Consider the following 17,699-nt stretch of genomic DNA (forward strand, 5'->3'; position numbering starts at 1 on the left):
GTTTTCCCTATATTGGGAATGCCTTTCAAAGCAGTTTATAATTGTATACCAAAGCTAGCCATTGGAAAATTTGGTGGATAGCAAGAATGTTTAAATGAAGGATAAGAATGTCAAAAAATACCGCTTACATGGGTCAAATGATTGTAGAGACTAGTTTAGTAGGGATTAATTTGATAATTTAGTTGACAGTTCAATACAGATTTTTTTGTATTGAAGATTACATACCTAAATATATGATGCGAACTTTAGTGGTATTCACCTGGATGATGCTGACGTTTTTTTCTTATGGACAAAGCCAGCCTGTAACTTTTCAACGCTATTCTTCAAAGGATGGACTTTCTTCCAATACAATCTATAGTATCTACCGCGATAGTTATGGTTTTCTTTGGCTAGGAACAGAGGATGGGCTTAATCGCTTCGACGGACGTCATTACAATGTCTACCGGTATGATGCCAACAAAGAGAATAGTTTAATGGCAAACCATATTTCGGCCTTATGTGAAGACAGGAAGGGAAGAATATGGATCGGTACAAATGGAGGGGGATTAAGTTATTATGATCGGGAAGCTGACCGGATCAGGTCGTACAATCTTACCCCTGATGGTAAATGGCTCAGTACCGCTATTAATGCGATCGATAAGGATGCAAGTGGAAATATCTGGATCGCTTCCTATGGTGCTTTGTATATTTTGGACGTCAATGATCTACAAAAGAGAATGGATCCAACTTATCGACGTATTGTAGAAGCTTTTGCCGGTAAAGTAACGGGCAGTGTTTTTCGTGACCGAAAGAACAACATGTGGGTGTCATCAGAGAATGGCATATTTCGCATATCGGCAGACCTAAAGACCATAAAACGTTTTGAAGTTCTTTCGGAAAAGGAAGGATATGGAAATGGAATTGAAATTAGTTCCATTGTTGAAGATGATCAGGGCCGTATCTGGGTCGGATCTATGCTCGGCCTTAAATATTTGAATCCGGGCGATTCGCAGTTCAATAAATTTAGCGCAGGAGAAGGGAAAGGAGCTTTAAGCAGCCCCCGCATTTACACCTTATGTTACAATCAAAAGCAGGACTTATGGATCGGAACGGACAATGGTCTTGATGTGCTTAATACCAGGGCTTTAACAATTCGGACTTTTAAGCCGGATCCAAGTAATGTTCATAGTCTTTCTCATAAATCGATACGGTCTATTTTTGTCGATAATAGCGGAATTTACTGGATAGGTACCTTTCAGGGAGGGCTAAATAAATTCGATACCAATTTAAGCCAATTTAGATTAAAAAGTTTGGATTTTTTGGAGGGTATGACCGGTGACCCAGCTATAGTAACTTCTTTCGCGGCTTATCAGAATAAGATTTTTTTGGGCGTTGATGGTGGTGGTATCTGGAAATATGATCGAACCACAGATAGACTGTCGTCTGTTGAACTTTCGGCCAACTTACCTAAAGATCTTACGGTGTTGACTTTGGAAAGAAAATTCGATCAGCTTTGGATCGGTACCTATCAGCAAGGGGTTATCTGTTATGATCTGCTTAATGGAAATCTAAAAAGATATACTGTTGGTAACAGGGAAGATAATTTGAATAATAACGATATTTTTTGTTTAAAAGTAGACTTTCGGGGGAATACCTGGGTTGGGACGAATGGCGGCGGCGTGAACATCATTCAAAAAGGAAGCGCTATCGTCAAAAAATACAAGCGGGAAGAGCACTCAAACGATGGAATAGAGCTACCTGGAAATTTTATACGTGCACTAGCGGAAGATCAGGAACATAATATGTGGATAGGAACTTACGGCTCGGGCCTGGTGATGTATGACCCTTTGAAACAACAGACTACACTGTATGACAAAGCAAAAAATAAGCTCCCAAGCAATTATATATTAGCCGTACATACGGATAAAAATGGAAATTTATGGGTTGGAACAAATGGCAATGGAGTAGGTTTGCTGCGAAAAGGGAAAACACTATTTGAGACACTTTCTGAGAAAGATGGATTAGTGAATGGTGCTATTCAGAGTATTATCGAGGACGATAAAGGGAGGATCTGGTTTTCAACAAACAAAGGATTGAGTTGTTATTCTCCGGTGCAAAATAAGTTCAAAAACTATTCTAATGCTGTGGGATTGCAAGAAGGTGCTTTTATGCTCGGTGCGTCACTAAAAACGGACGATGGAGAAATTTATTTTGGTGGGCAGAAAGGGTTTAACCATTTTTATCCGGCTCATTTAAAAACAAATGGCAATCCTGCGAAGGTCGCACTGACGGATTTAAAAATTGACAATGTGATTGTTCAGCCCACGGAGAAGGGGCCAATACAGCAGTCGCTGTTGACTGCCGATCGCATCAACCTGAAATACAAACAAAATTTTTCAATTTCTTTTGCCGCGCTAAATCTAACTGTACCTGAGGATAACCAATACGAGTACCGACTTGTCGGCTTTGACAAAAATTGGATTCGAAATGGAAAGGAAAATAGTGCCTATTATACAAATTTGGATCCGGGAGATTATGTTTTTGAGGTTCGCGCAAGCAACAACGACGGTATTTGGAACAAGGAAATCAAATCGATTGCGATACATGTTGCTCCACCGTTTTGGCGCACCATTTATGCTTATCTATTTTATGTGTTAGCAGTATTGGGCGGCCTGCTGTGGATCAGACATCGCGGGATCCAAAAGTTAAAACAAAAATTTGCGATTGAACAGGAGCGTATCCAGGCGAGGCAGCTCATTGAACAGCAAAAGAGAGATGCCGAGACAAAGCATCAAATAGATGCAATGAAAATCCGATTCTTAACAAATTTAAGTCATGAATTCCGAACCCCAATCTCTTTGATCACAGGGCCCGTGGATGCTTTGATTGCCAAAAATAAAGATAGCAAACTGGGCGATCAACTAAATCTGGTAAGCCGTAACGCGCGGCGGCTTTTAAATTTGGTCAACCAATTACTGGATTTTCGTAAAATGGAATACCATGAATTGAAAGTGCAGGATGAAGATGGTGAATTGGTATCTTTTGTACAGGAAGTATACCGTTCATTTCAGGATATGGCGCTGCAAAAAGGTATCGATTATTCTTTTTTTCCATGCCAGGAAAAATTGTATTGTCGTTTTGACCGAAATAAGGTTGAGCGCATTCTATTTAATTTAATCTATAACGCTTTTAAATTTACCAAAAAGGGTGGGGATATCGCTGTAAGTATATCCTCTATAAGCCTTGTCGACAAGAAAATGCATGTTTCCCTTGAAGTGCGCGATACTGGTATCGGAATTCCCGAGCAATTGCAACAATCGATATTTGAGAGTTTTTTTCAGCATGATACTGAGGGCAAGGTGGCAAGTCAGGGTTCAGGTATTGGACTGTCAATTGCACAGTCATTTGTTCAGATGTACCATGGCGAGATTTCGGTTAACAGTCAACCCGACAGCGGAAGTACCTTTAAATTTGATCTATGGCTGGATCAAGCTGAGTCGGTATATGAGGGTGGGGTTGAACCAGAAGTAGTTACGGAGATACAACCTGTGGAGCTTAGACAGTGCCCGCTTGTGTTGATTATTGAAGATGATGAAGATTTTAGATATTACCTCAGCGAGTCTTTAAAGGAGTATTATCAGATTATCGAGGCTACTAACGGAAAGGATGGCTGGCAAAAAGCACTTTTTCATCACCCTGACCTTGTGGTGAGCGATGTTCAGATGCCATATATGAATGGTATGGAATTTTCACAGAAGCTGGCGCAGGATAAACGGACAAAACATATTCCTGTTGTACTGCTGACGGCCTCACAGGTCGACAATGGTCTTGTTTGCGGGCTTGAATCGGGTGCGGTGGGATATCTGACCAAACCTTTTGATATGGATGTACTGGTAGCGAAGGTTAACAGTTTGCTTCAGCTGAACCAGGCGTTCAGGGAAGTCTATAGTAAACAGGTGTCTATTTTAGCGCCCGAAATGACGATCAGGTCCGAAAAAGATAAATTTTTACAAAAAGTACTCAATTATGTACACGATAATATCGATAATCCGCAGTTATCGGTCGAAGCGCTAAGTGCCCACACCTCGATGAGCCGGGCCTCCCTTTACAATAAGCTGCTGGAACTGACGGGCATGTCTCCCGTAGATTTTATACGCTCTGTGAAACTAGAAAAGGCGGCAGGTTTGCTGGAAAAAAGCGATAAGTCTATTTCTGAAATTGCTTATGAGACGGGATTTGCCAATCCAAACTATTTTACAAAAGTCTTTAAAGCAAAATATCAAATGACGCCAAGTGAATATATCCAATCGCATAAAAGTACATCCGTGCACTAAGCATAATATTGTTATTTAAAAGGTCGTTTTAGGTCAGTTTTTTAGGAGGGTAATCTGTTTTAAACATTTTTACCCTTCTTTTTTTTATTTGTTGCAATCCTATCTGGTTGAAAGCTATAGTTTTGTCTTATAACCAATCGCTGGAGATCTAGCGAATTCAAAACTAATCAACTAAAAAAATGAAATTTTTTATCGATACGGCAAGTCTCAGTGAGATTCGTATGGCTCAAAATTTAGGTGTTCTAGATGGTGTAACGACCAATCCTTCACTGATGGCCAAAGAGGGGATTACAGGAACAGCTCATGTACATGCGCACTACAAAGCTATCTGTGATATTGTAGACGGTGATGTAAGTGCTGAAGTGATTTCAACTGATTTTAACGCGATGATTGAGGAAGGTTTGCTCTTAGCGGCCTTAGACAATAAGATTGTTGTTAAGGTTCCAATGACTGAAGACGGCATTAAAGCAATTAAATATTTTAGTACAAAACAAATTAAAACCAATTGCACCCTGGTCTTTTCTGCCGGGCAAGCACTCTTGGCCGCCAAAGCCGGAGCAACCTATGTATCTCCTTTTGTCGGTAGGCTCGATGATATCTCTGTCGATGGACTGGCCCTGATTCGCGAAATTCGGACGATCTACGATAATTATGCTTTCCCTACCCAGATTCTTGCGGCTTCGGTACGTCATAGTGCGCATATCTTGGGTTGTGCCAAAATTGGTGCGGATGTGATGACTGGACCTTTGCAGGCGATATTTTCCCTCTTAAAACACCCGTTGACGGACAGTGGCCTTGCTCAATTTTTAGCTGATCATAAACGCGTTGCCGCACAAAGTAACAATTGAGATGGTCATGACAAGACATAGTATCCATAATTTAGAAGCGATTGTTAAGCAAGTCCGAAGGGATATACTCCGCATGGTGCATGGTTGCCAGTCGGGGCATCCGGGAGGATCGTTGGGCTGCACCGAATTGTTGGTCTGCTTATACTTTGAATTGATGCAGCGAAACGATCAGTTTGATTTGAATGGCCTCGGGGAAGACTTGTTTTTCCTTTCCAATGGTCATATCTCTCCGGTATTTTATAGTGTGTTGGCGCGAGCAGGTTATTTTCCAATCGATGAACTTGCCACCTTCAGAAAACTCAATTCAAGACTGCAGGGACATCCGACTACGCATGAAGGACTGCCAGGTATCCGTGTCGCTTCGGGATCCTTGGGGCAAGGTCTTTCTGTCGCTATTGGTGCTGCTCAAGCCAAAAAATTAAATCAAGATAACCGCATGGTTTATGTGCTTATGGGCGATGGCGAATTGCAGGAAGGGCAGGTATGGGAAGCGGCCATGTATGCAGCTCACAACGAAATGGACAATTTGATTGCTATTGTAGATTACAATGGTGCGCAGATTGATGGGGCTACCAACGATGTCCTTTCGCTGGGCGACCTACCCCGCAAATGGATGGCATTCGGCTGGAAGGTTATAGAGGTTATGCGCGGTAATGACATTGGTTCTGTGATTTCAGGACTACGAAAGGCCCAAGCTTCGACCGGAACTAAAATGCCTGTAATGGTGTTGCTACATACCGAAATGGGAAATGGAGTTGATTTTATGATGGGCTCACATAAATGGCATGGCATAGCACCCAGTGATGAACAACTAGCTGTGGCCTTAAACCAGAATGCAGAAACATTGGGTGATTATATCGCCTAATCGTAGGACGATTTTGAAATAGATTAACATGAAAAAATATACATATACAGAATCAAAAGACACACGTTCTGGATTTGGTGCCGGTTTGCTGGAAGCAGGAAAGGAAGATGAAAATGTGGTTGCACTCTGTGCAGACCTGATCGGTTCGCTCAAAATGAACGATTTCATCAAGGCCTTTCCGGAACGTTTTTTTCAGATCGGCATTGCCGAAGCAAATATGATGGGTATTGCAGCTGGACTTACCATCGGTGGAAAAATACCTTTTACTGGTACATTTGCCAATTTTTCAACGGGTCGGGTATACGATCAGATTCGTCAATCTATTGCCTATTCGGATAAAAATGTGAAAATAGCGGCTTCGCATGCCGGCCTTACGTTGGGTGAAGATGGGGCGACCCATCAGATATTGGAAGATATTGGATTGATGAAAATGCTTCCAGGGATGACGGTTATCAATCCTTGCGATTATAATCAGACGAAGGCTGCGACGCTAGCTGCTGCCAAACACAAGGGGCCAGTCTACCTGCGGTTTGGACGGCCCGTGGTGCCGGTTTTCACCCCGGAAGATCAGGAATTTGTGATCGGCGAAGCCGTGATGCTCAATCCGGGTACAACTGTGACTATTTTGGCAACTGGACATCTCGTCTGGGAAGCCATATGTGCCGGGGAAGAATTGGAAACATTAGGTATTGATGCCGAAATCATTAATATCCATACCATCAAGCCACTAGATGAGAAAGCCGTACTGACTTCTGTCGCTAAAACGGGCTGTGTTGTTACAGCCGAAGAGCATAATCGTATCGGTGGACTAGGAGATAGTGTAGCGCAACTGTTGGCAAAACAATTGCCTACTCCGCAGGAATATGTGGCTGTAAACGACAGCTTCGGTGAATCGGGACCGCCAAGTGCGCTGATGGATAAATATGGCTTAAACGCCGATGCTATTGTAGCGGCGGTATTAAGAGTACTCAAAAGGAAAGTGGTGATTTAGTTGAAATTGGGCTATTGTCCCTGCAAGGCCGATAGCCTCGCTATCTATTTGCTATTAAACCAATTATAATATGAAAAAGATGATCTGCACCATGTTGTGCGTTTTTTCCACCAGCCTAGTGGCCCAGGCGCAGCAGACTGCCCCACAGGGATTTGATGTTGAGCGAAAATTGACATCGACTGGGAAAATAGATTCCCTTGTTTATCCTTCAAAAACTGTAGGAGTTAAGCGGAAAGCACTGCTATATACCCCGCCGGGATACAGTGCCGCAAAAAAATACCCCGTATTATATCTCTTGCACGGAATTGGCGGTGATGAACGGGAATGGTTCAGACATGGAAACCCTCAGGTTATTTTCGATAACCTGTATGCGGAAGGAAAAATGGAACCTATGTTGGTGATTATGCCCAATGGCCGCGCCATGGAAGATGACCGTGCTGGTGGAAATGTGATGGCACCGGATCGGGTAGCGGCGTTTTCAACTTTTGAAAAAGATCTGCTCGATGACCTGATTCCATTTGTTGAAAAGCAGTTTCCCGTTATCAAGGATCGCGAGCACCGCGCGATTTTTGGATTGTCTATGGGCGGTGGACAGGCACTGAATTTTGGACTTGGCCATATCGATACTTTTGCCTGGGTGGGGGGCTTTTCCTCCGCGCCCAATACCAAGATGCCACAGGAATTACTGCCTGTTCCGAAAGAAGCTAAAGATAAATTAAAACTGCTGTGGATCTCCTGTGGTGACCAGGATGGTTTGCTCAATATAAGTAAGCGCACGCATGAGTACCTTTCGGAACATGGGGTGCCTCATATTTACTATCTGGAGTCGGGCGGGCATGATTTCAATGTATGGAGAAATGATCTCTATAATGTTTCGCAATTGCTATTTAAGAATAAGAAATAAAGGCCTTACTAATTTGATAATAGCAATAAACAATTCGACGGTTTGCCTTGGCCGGTCTTAAAATGAGTTTGTTAGTCCTGATGATTAATTCCGAAACTGCAAAAAATACTATCAAGAAAAATGATTGAAAAATTTATTTGGAAGTACATAAGCCTATTCATTGCGATCTTGTCACTGCATACTACATTGTTGTTTGCCCAAAAGCGATCGGCATTGACCCTATGGTATGATCGGCCTGCAGACGAAAAGGTATGGGAACAAGCTTTACCGCTTGGAAATGGTCGGTTGGGCGCGATGGTTTATGGAATTCCATCTTGTGAGCGTATGCAGCTTAATGAGGAAACAATTTGGGCGGGAGGTCCTTATCGCAACGATAATAAGAAAGGCGGCGCGGCATTAAAAACTATTCAGAATTATATATTCGATGGGAAACCAGCTGAAGCCGATAAGCTTGCAAATGAAACCTTCTTCACTAAGACACATGGCATGCCCTATCAAACGGCAGGAAATATTCTGCTGCGATTCCCTGGACATGAACGGTACCGGCACTATTATCGCGAACTGGATATTGAACGGGCAGTTGCGTTGTCGCGTTATACAGTAGATGGGGTAACATTTACCAGAGAAGTTTTTACTTCGTTTGCTGATGATGCCATTGTTATGAAAATAAAGTCGAGCAAGAAGGGGAAACTCAATTTCACATTAACTTATGAGAATGAGTCGAAGCATACTATTTACAAAACCGGTGATAAGCTTATTTTAGAAGGACGAGGATCCGATCACGAAGGTATTAAAGGGCAGGTTGTTTATCAGATTCATACGGGAGTAAAGCATACCGATGGACAGCTTATCGTGAAAGAGGAATCGATTGATATAAAAGATGCAAGTTCCGTTTGTCTTTATATTTCAATTGCGAGTAATTTTCAAAATTATAAACAACTGGGAGCTGATCCCTATAAGCTGGCTGCAGAAAGATTGCAAAAGGCCATGGACAAAGACTATCAGCAGGCTTCACACCAGCATACCCTTGCTTACAGCAGACAGTTTAATCGATTCCAGCTGCATTTGGGGGATGCCAATAGCGAACAACAGTTGCCGCTGTCCGCGCGTATTGCAGACTTTGCCCGTACACAGGATCCGGCCTTAGTGACCTTGTTGGCTCAATTTGGGCGCTATTTGCTCATCTGCTCATCACAAGCGGGTGGCCAGCCTGCTAATCTACAAGGAATCTGGAACCGATCCATGCAACCAGCATGGGACAGTAAATATACAATCAATATAAATACCGAAATGAACTATTGGCCTGCAGAGGTCACCAACCTTTCGAGTACGCTTCAGCCGTTATTTTCCATGATCAAAGAACTCAGTGAACGTGGTGAAGAAACCGCGAAGACATTGTACCATGCCCGTGGCTGGGTGGCCCATCACAATACCGATATCTGGCGCGTGACGAGTCCGATTGATTTTGCGGCTGCCGGAATGTGGCCAAGTGGGGGGCTGTGGTTGTCCCAACATCTTTGGGAGCATTATCTCTTTACGGGAGATAAAGAGTTTTTGAGGCAACTTTACCCGGTTATGAAGGGAGCTTGCGACTTTCTTTTGTCTGCGCTTGTCGTGCATCGCGGTTATCCAGCTGAAAAATGGCTCGTCCTGAGTCCCTCAATTTCGCCCGAGCAAGGGCCACTTGCGGCAGGCGTGACCATGGATAATCAACTATGCCACGACATGCTTACCCGTACCGCTTTGGCGGCAGAAGCGCTCGATGTTGATGCAATGTATAGGGATACATTGCTGGCAACGGCACGGCGGATTCCACCAATGCATATCGGTCGATTTAATCAGTTACAAGAATGGCTGGAAGATGTGGATGATCCTCAAAATCAGCACCGGCATGTATCCCATTTATACGGATTGTTTCCAGGTAGTCAAATTTCACCGTTCCGCACGCCTAAATTGTTTGAGGCTGCACGTAATTCATTGATATATCGAGGTGATTTTGCGACGGGATGGTCAATTGGATGGAAAATAAATTTATGGGCCCGTTTATTGGATGGAAACCATGCCTACGAAATTATAAAGAAAATGCTGAGCATTTCCGATGAAAACCATCCCGATGGACGTACCTATCCAAATCTTTTTACGGCACATCCTCCATTTCAGATTGACGGTAATTTTGGCTTAACAGCGGGTATTGCGGAGATGCTGGTCCAAAGCCATGATGGCGCTGTGCATCTGCTGCCAGCGATTCCTGATCAATGGAAAGAGGGTTGGGTAAAGGGGATCAAGGCGCGCGGTGGATTTGAAATTGAAATGCAATGGAAAAAAGGGAAGATAAAGGAGGTAATGGTCTTTTCACCTTTAGGCGGTAATTTGCGGCTACGGACAGCTTCGCCATTGAAAGGATCTGAACTTCAAATCGCAAAAGGCGATCAGACTAATACCCTTTTAGCTCCTGTAATAACACCAGTAAGTATTCAATCTGCAGATTCACAGCTGAAAGGAATTGAATTACCAAGCTATTATGAATACGATGTACAAACCTTGCCTGGAAAACATTATACTTTTAAGGCTTACTAAATTAATGCGACTAATAAATCCTGTCAATATGTTAAGAATGAAAATCGGCGCTTTTGTCTTCTCCTTAATGATCCCGTTTTTGGGAGCATTGGCGCAGCAAGCCCATAATCCAATCATCTTTGCTGACGTGCCCGATATGTCCATGATACGCGTCGGTGATACCTATTATATGAGCAGTACGACCATGCACATGAACCCCGGTGTCCCGATTATGAAGTCCAAAGACATGGTCAATTGGACGTTGATTAATTATGCGTACGATCGTCTTGGCGATCAGGATGAACTCAATCTGTCAAACCATAAAAATGCGTATGGGCACGGCTCCTGGGCAAGCAGTTTGCGCTTTCATGAGGGGCGGTACTATGTCAGTACATTTTCGGCCAATACAGGAAAAACGCATGTCTACCACACAGCAGATATTGAACATGGCCCCTGGGTTTCGAAAGAATTTCAGCCGATGATGCACGATCATAGCTTATTCTTTGACGGGGGGAAAATATATATGATCTGGGGTGGGGGACGTATCTATATTGCTGAATTATTGCCTGATTTTTCAGGTGTTAAAGCAGGAACACAACGCGTATTGATAGACGATGCCTCTTTACCCGCCAAGCCTAAAGAAGGCAAAGCCGGTTTACCTGCTGAAGGATCCCAAATGTTTAAGATCAATGGTATGTATTATCTTTTTAATATTTCATGGCCAGCGGGAGGAATGCGCACGGTGATTGTACATCGGGCGAGCCAATTGGAAGGTCCGTATGAGGGGAAAGTGGTTTTGCAGGATCAGGGTGTGGCACAGGGAGGTCTGATTGATATGCCCAACGGAAAATGGTATGCTTATCTTTTTCAGGATTATGGTGCTGTAGGCCGAATTCCGTTTTTGGTTCCTGTCAAATGGGAAGATGGATGGCCAGTGCTTGGTATTGACGGAAAAGTCCCGGCCACATTGGATCTTCCCGCAAATAAAAGCTTAAGCCCCGGAATTGTTGACTCGGATGATTTTGACCGGAAAGCCGGACAAGCCGCCCTTCCCCTGGCATGGCAATGGAACCATAACCCAGTTGTTGATCTTTGGTCAGTGACCGAACGCCGTGGCTTTTTGAGACTGCGAACCGGCGACCTTACTGATGACTTTCTTTCAGCTAAAAATACATTGACGCAACGCACCATCGGCCCGAGCTGCAGCGCCGCTATTGCTGTAGAGGTTTCTAACATGAAAGATGGTGATTTTGCAGGAATATCGCTATTGCAAAAAAACTATGGTTTAGTAGGAGTCCGGATGGAAGGAAATACAAAATCGTTGGTAATGATTAATGCGATGACGGGTGCGCCACAAGAACTGGCGAAGATCAATCTCAAACAGCAGCGTATATTTCTTAAAGCAAACTGCGATTTTTCAAACAAAAAAGATACGGCCCAATTTTTTTATAGTACCGATGGACACCATTGGAAGATGATAGGTAACGTGCTAAAAATGAGTTACACCATTCCTCATTTTATGGGTTATCGGTTCGGACTTTTTAACTATGCGAGTAAAGAGGCTGGTGGCTACGTAGATTTTGATTACTTCCATTTAACCATAAATTAAGATGATATGAGAAAACAATTTTTTACGTTATTTCTGTTTGGATTCCAATTCCTGTTTTTGCCTTCAATAAATACGTTAAAAGCACAAAATCCGATTGTACAGACATCCTATACGGCGGATCCGGCACCATTAGTGTATAATAACCGGCTTTATCTTTATACCACGCAGGATGAAGAAGAATCCACCTGGTTTAATATGAACAATTGGCGGGTGTATTCAACCAATGACATGGTGAACTGGACAGACCATGGTGCGATTCTCTCTTATACAGATTTTGAATGGGCAAAAGGGGATGCTTGGGCGGCGCAATGTGTTGAAAAGAATGGTAAATTTTATCTATATGTGCCTGTTATTTCTAAACTCAACAATCGTGGTGCGATCGGTGTTGCAGTTGCTGATAGTCCGTTGGGACCTTTTCATGATCCCTTGGGAAAACCATTACTACAGAGTGAATGGGGCGATATCGATCCGACTGTGTTTATTGATGACGATGGTGAGGCACATATGTACTGGGGGAATCCTCAGCTGAAATATGTCAGGCTGAATGAAGATATGATCTCTTATGCGGGTGATATCGTTGAGGTTCCGATGACAGCAGCATCATTTGGAAAAAGAGCGGGAGATCCGAAACGACCTACAACCTACGAGGAAGGTCCCTGGTTGTACAAAAGAAACAGCTTGTATTATCTTTTTTGGCCGGGAGGCCCTTTACCTGAATTTATTGGGTATTCGACCAGCAAAAAAGCCGAAGGCCCCTGGAAGTATGGTGGTGTAGTCATGTCAGCCGAAGGAAAAGCATTTACAAACCATCCTGGTGTTGTCGATTTTAAAGGGAAGACCTATTTCTTTTATCACAATGGAGCTTTACCCGGCGGAGGAGGTTTCACGCGCTCTGTTGCTGTGCAGGAATTAAACTTTAATCCAGACGGCAGTATCCCGCCGATGAAAATGACTGCAGGAATTACTCAGGGGCTAGCAAACGTAAACCCTTACGAACTTCATCAGGCCGAAATGATTGCTTGGTCCGAGCACGTTAAATCCTATCAGCGTGAAAAAGTAGGTGTTTTTATAAAGGCAAGGAAAGATGGAGCTTATACCTGTGTGAAAAATGTTGACTTTGGTGAGAAAGGTGCCCGCACTTTTTTTGCACGGGTGGGAACAACACATAACGGTGGAGTCAGCATGGAGGTTCGTTCAGGAGCGATCGACGGGGCTTTATTGGCTACCATACAAGTTCCTATGACAGGGGGCGATGACCGGTGGACTACAGTGGAGACCGTACTAGCCGATAAAGTGAAGGGAATACACGATTTATACTTTGTTTATAAAGGCAAGGCTCCGTCGAATATTCTGTTTTTCGATTGTTGGAAATTTGGAAGGTAAAGTGGTAGAATATGTTTTTTAGAATAGAAAATTTCTTTTGTTTTTCATCTTTTTTTAATCGTCTAACGCTGGTTACTGTTTGGCTTCTCGGACTACTACCATGTGCTGCCAGTGTACGGTTGCCAGCAATCCTGGGGGACCAGATGGTTCTACAGCGGGATATCGATCTCAATATTTGGGGATGGGCAGCGAAAGGCGAAAAGATTACTCTTCGTTTTAGAGGTGCATACTATTATACAGAAGCAGGTAGGGATGGTAAGTGGTCTGTGCATATCCCGCCACAGCATTACGGTGGTCCTTATCTCATGGAGATCAATGACATTGTTATTCGGGATGTGTTAATTGGCGATGTCTGGCTCTGTTCGGGCCAGTCCAACATGGAGACACCGATTAAGCGGCTTGTCGAACGTTTTCCTGAAATAAATGAATCCAATAATCATATGATCCGTTATTTCAAGGTGCCGACACAAAATAGTATAGTGGATAGACAGGAAGATATACCTTCTGGTGAACGATGGCATTCCGGAATCGCCTCCGATGTTATGAATTGGACGGCATTGGCCTATTTTTATGCGATGGAGTCCTATCGGCATAATGGTATTCCTGTCGGAATGATCGTATCTAGTCTCGGCGGATCAGGAATAGAGCGCTGGATTGATCAGAAATATCTGAAAAACTTTCCTGAATTGTTGCTAGATCAACATGCTGTCGATAGCCTTCGGTGGGCCGAAAGAGATCTGGGAGCGGATTATTGGACAGAAGAAGAATATAACGATTCGGATTGGCCAACGGTGCTGGTGCCTGAATACTGGAAAAAAGCGCAGCGAACTACTAAAGGGGTACGTTATTACCGTAAGAATTTCACTGTTCCGGAAGCTAAAGAAGGGCGGCATGCCAAGTTGTATTTGGGGACTCTGATCGATAGCGATTCGGTGTATGTCAATGGTCATTTTGTAGGTTCTACTGCCTACCGTTACCCGCCACGGATTTACGATATTCCTGCAGGGATACTTCATGCAGGAAGAAATAATTTAACCGTGCGCCTGCGATCGGATGGAGGGGATGGCGGATTTACACCCGATAAATCCTATGAGATTAGATTGGACGATGTATGTATTGATCTTGCAGGCGAATGGCGTTGGCAAATTGCGATTGACCAGGAAGAAGTTGAAAAGTATAAAAGCCGCCTGCGGCATTTGGGGCTGGTTGGTTCGGGCCTGTATAACGGAATGATCTATCCATTGCGCGGCTATGGAATAAAAGGCGTTCTCTGGTATCAAGGGGAAGCAAATGCGGGTGATCCATCCTATTATCAAAGCTATCTTACTCGTTTGATCAGTAATTGGCGCGCGCAATTTGGTCAGCCTCAGCTTCCTTTTTTGATGGTGCAGCTGCCCAACTTTATGGCCAAAGATACGGTACCGGCGGAGTCTAACTGGGCAAGGATCAGGGAGGCTCAATTTGAGGTTAGCAAAGAGGTTCCTTTAACAGCGCTCGCCGTGACTTATGATCTTGGTGAGTGGAACGATATACATCCGCTAAATAAGAAGGATATGGCAAAGCGATTATTTCTATGCGCGCGTAAGATGTTGTATGGCGAACAGGTAGTCGCTTCCGGCCCACGGTTTAAACATATGCGGACCGATGGAAATCAAGTTGTCGTTTCATTCAACGAAATTGGAAAGGGACTGGCTATCGGTCATGGTAAAAAATTGCAACATTTTGCGATTGCAGGTTCAGACCGAAAATTCGTATGGGCGAATGCAATTATACGTGGGAATGAGGTTGTATTGAGTCATCCAAAGATCAGCAATCCACAGGCAGTCCGCTATGCATGGAGCAATAATCCCGAAGATGCAAATCTAGTCAACAAGGAAGGAATGCTAGCTGTGCCATTTCGTACCGATAATTGGTAGCATGAGTAGTTCGAGGAAAAAAAATCAATTGAAAAGTATAAAATATAATTCAGCAATTTAAGTAATTAATATAATCAATTTATGAAGGGACTAAATATTGTCTTAAAAAAACGGACAATGGTATTGTTATTATCCGTTACGGGAATTTTATCAACAACACGGGCGTTGGGGCAGCAGCAAAATATGGTGAAGGATCTCAGTAAGGGGTTTGTGCACCAGTCTATAGGTAATCCATACCTACCACTTTGGGAGCATCTCCCTGATGGTGAACCCCGTGTTTTTGAAGATCCTGACCAGCCGGGGAAATATCGCGCATATATCATTGGTTCCCATGATTTACGTTTTACGAGTTATTGTGGGCCTGACATTCGGATGTGGTCAGCGCCGATTGAAAACTTAACGAGCTGGCGAGACGAGGGTGCTATTTTTAGCTATCCGATTGATGGAAAATGGGATGTGATGTATGCCCCAGATCTTGTAGAGGTCAAACGTAAAGATGGAAAAAAAGAATACTACTTGTTTCCACACAGCAGAGGAGATAAACGTGAAGCAATGGTAGTCAAAGGCGATCGACCGAATGGCCCCTTTAAACCTATAAACCTCACGGAAGACGGTAAGCGTACTTTGCCCGGAAGTATCTTAGGGTTTGATCCGGCCATTTACATTGAATATGTGACGGATCCCAAAGATCCTGATTATGAAATTGGATTCCGGGCATACGGTTTTTGGGGTTTTCAACGCTCGATGGCGGCACAGTTAGATCAGAAAACGATGTATTCGCTACGACCAGGTACCGAAATTATTAATTATCTATTGCCAGCAAGTGCACGATATGGTGAATTGCGTGATCCAAAAGGTACCGCCTATCCTAATATTTTTGAGGGCGAGGATTTGGGAACTTTTAATTTTTTTGAAGCTTCATCAATTCGTAAAGTCGGCAACAAATATGTTTCGGTATACAGTGGATATTCAGGTCCTGAATATGGGGTAGGGAGCTCAAATTCAACCTTGCGGTACGCGGTGGCAGATTCGCCATTGGGGCCTTGGAAGAGTGGCGGTGTTTTGGTCGATTCGCGTGCTCCAGTATTAAATAAAGACGGATCGGCTATCGAAACCAGCAATGCGGGGCATAATACCCATGGCAGTATCGAACTGATTAATGGACAATGGTACGTATTTTACCATAGACCGCCACGCGGATTTGGCTTTGCACGTCAGGCGGTAGTAGAACCTATCAGAGTTTCGTGGGATGAAAAAAGCGTAAAAGATGGTGGGATGGTTGCTATCCGAGCTTTTGACCCATTTCAAGAAAATTTAACCATCAAAGATAAGCAGGGAAAAGAATATAAAGGTGCAGAGGTGACATCGGAAGGATTCCATTTCTATGGATTAGACCCCTATCGGTATTACTCGGCTGGATATGCCTGTTATCTTTCAGATATCAGTTTACAACAGGATTCATGGGACGTATGGGATAACCATATGCCTGTGACAAATATGAAAAATGGAACTATCGCAGGTTTTAAATATTTTGGTTTTGGTGGGCTGAAACAGGATAAATTCGGATTAAAGGCGTTTGAGGGAACAAAAAAAGGAAATCGTACCACCTTCAATCTGTTTATTACACCAAAAACACAAGCTTCATTTAAGATCAATGTGTGGCTGGATGGTCCTTGGGATAATGAAACCTGGAAAGGAAAGCGTATTGCTCAAATAACAGTTCCCGCAAATACGGCGACAACAGTAAAGCAATTTACGGTCGATGTTTCTAATTATGTCGATCACTTGGATGGCAAACATGCCTTGTTTCTGGTCGCTGAGGGTGAAGAGGGCAAGCCCCTTTTTGATTTTATAGGATTGGGATTTAGTTCGAAAGACAAAAAAATTGAACGTCCGGTACCGCCTTCGGTTACGATTACAGTGAATGGAAAAAAACTAATGTTGCCTTCGATTCCTGTGCGATCTACCGATGAGAACGGCATCGTTGGTTACAACCATTATGAAGTTACTTTTCCAATGGAAACCAACGACAAGAAGATTCCTGTGGTGAAGGCTATGGCAAATAACCCTGAAGTTGAAATCAAAGTTAAACAAGGCAGCTCGGTGACTGGTTACGCACAGGTCGATTGTGTTTACAAAGGACAAACCAAAAGCTATCTTGTAAAGTATGTAAAGAATTGAACCGTTAGCCGGTAAGCGGTTTTACAAACATGTAGAAAAAGGCTGTCCAATGGAAATGGACAGCCTTTTTTAAACATTTTTATTGGAATATAAAACATTTGTATTGGTTCCCGGTAGAAAGCTACTTGTAGTT

10 protein-coding genes are annotated in these 17,699 nt (G+C 43.3%); all 10 read left to right on the forward strand.

Annotation, left to right across the window (positions count from 1 at the left end):
• Positions 1-233 precede the first annotated feature (233 nt).
• Positions 234-4,313, forward strand: a complete 4,080-nt coding sequence (locus OK025_RS15375) for a two-component regulator propeller domain-containing protein (protein WP_317665036.1) — start codon at positions 234-236, stop codon at positions 4,311-4,313.
• Between the two features lie 179 nt (positions 4,314-4,492).
• Positions 4,493-5,161 carry a fructose-6-phosphate aldolase gene (gene fsa, locus OK025_RS15380; RefSeq protein WP_317665038.1) on the forward strand — a complete coding sequence of 223 codons (669 nt, stop codon included), beginning with the start codon at positions 4,493-4,495 and terminating at the stop codon, positions 5,159-5,161.
• A 7-nt stretch (positions 5,162-5,168) separates the two neighbouring features.
• Positions 5,169-6,026, forward strand: coding sequence for a transketolase (locus tag OK025_RS15385; protein ID WP_198385951.1), 858 nt, complete (start codon positions 5,169-5,171; stop codon positions 6,024-6,026).
• A gap of 28 nt (positions 6,027-6,054) precedes the next feature.
• Positions 6,055-7,017 carry a transketolase family protein gene (locus OK025_RS15390; RefSeq protein ID WP_201669313.1) on the forward strand — a complete coding sequence of 321 codons (963 nt, stop codon included), beginning with the start codon at positions 6,055-6,057 and terminating at the stop codon, positions 7,015-7,017.
• Between the two features lie 70 nt (positions 7,018-7,087).
• Positions 7,088-7,921, forward strand: a complete 834-nt coding sequence (locus tag OK025_RS15395; RefSeq protein ID WP_317665043.1) for an alpha/beta hydrolase — start codon at positions 7,088-7,090, stop codon at positions 7,919-7,921.
• Positions 7,922-8,041: 120 nt separating this feature from the next.
• Positions 8,042-10,498, forward strand: a complete 2,457-nt coding sequence (locus OK025_RS15400) for a glycoside hydrolase family 95 protein (protein ID WP_317665044.1) — start codon at positions 8,042-8,044, stop codon at positions 10,496-10,498.
• Positions 10,499-10,526: 28 nt separating this feature from the next.
• Positions 10,527-12,086, forward strand: a complete 1,560-nt coding sequence (locus OK025_RS15405) for a glycoside hydrolase 43 family protein (protein WP_317665046.1) — start codon at positions 10,527-10,529, stop codon at positions 12,084-12,086.
• A gap of 6 nt (positions 12,087-12,092) precedes the next feature.
• Complete coding sequence (locus OK025_RS15410; RefSeq protein WP_317665048.1) at positions 12,093-13,469, forward strand: glycoside hydrolase family 43 protein; 1,377 nt, start codon at positions 12,093-12,095, stop codon at positions 13,467-13,469.
• Positions 13,470-13,480: 11 nt separating this feature from the next.
• Positions 13,481-15,385 carry a sialate O-acetylesterase gene (locus OK025_RS15415; RefSeq protein ID WP_317665049.1) on the forward strand — a complete coding sequence of 635 codons (1,905 nt, stop codon included), beginning with the start codon at positions 13,481-13,483 and terminating at the stop codon, positions 15,383-15,385.
• An 81-nt stretch (positions 15,386-15,466) separates the two neighbouring features.
• Positions 15,467-17,566 (forward strand): hypothetical protein, encoded by a 2,100-nt coding sequence (locus OK025_RS15420; protein ID WP_317665050.1) that lies wholly within the window; start codon positions 15,467-15,469, stop codon positions 17,564-17,566.
• Positions 17,567-17,699: the final 133 nt, after the last annotated feature.

Origin of the sequence: Sphingobacterium sp. UGAL515B_05, assembly GCF_033097525.1 — a bacterium.
GTDB lineage: Bacteria > Bacteroidota > Bacteroidia > Sphingobacteriales > Sphingobacteriaceae > Sphingobacterium.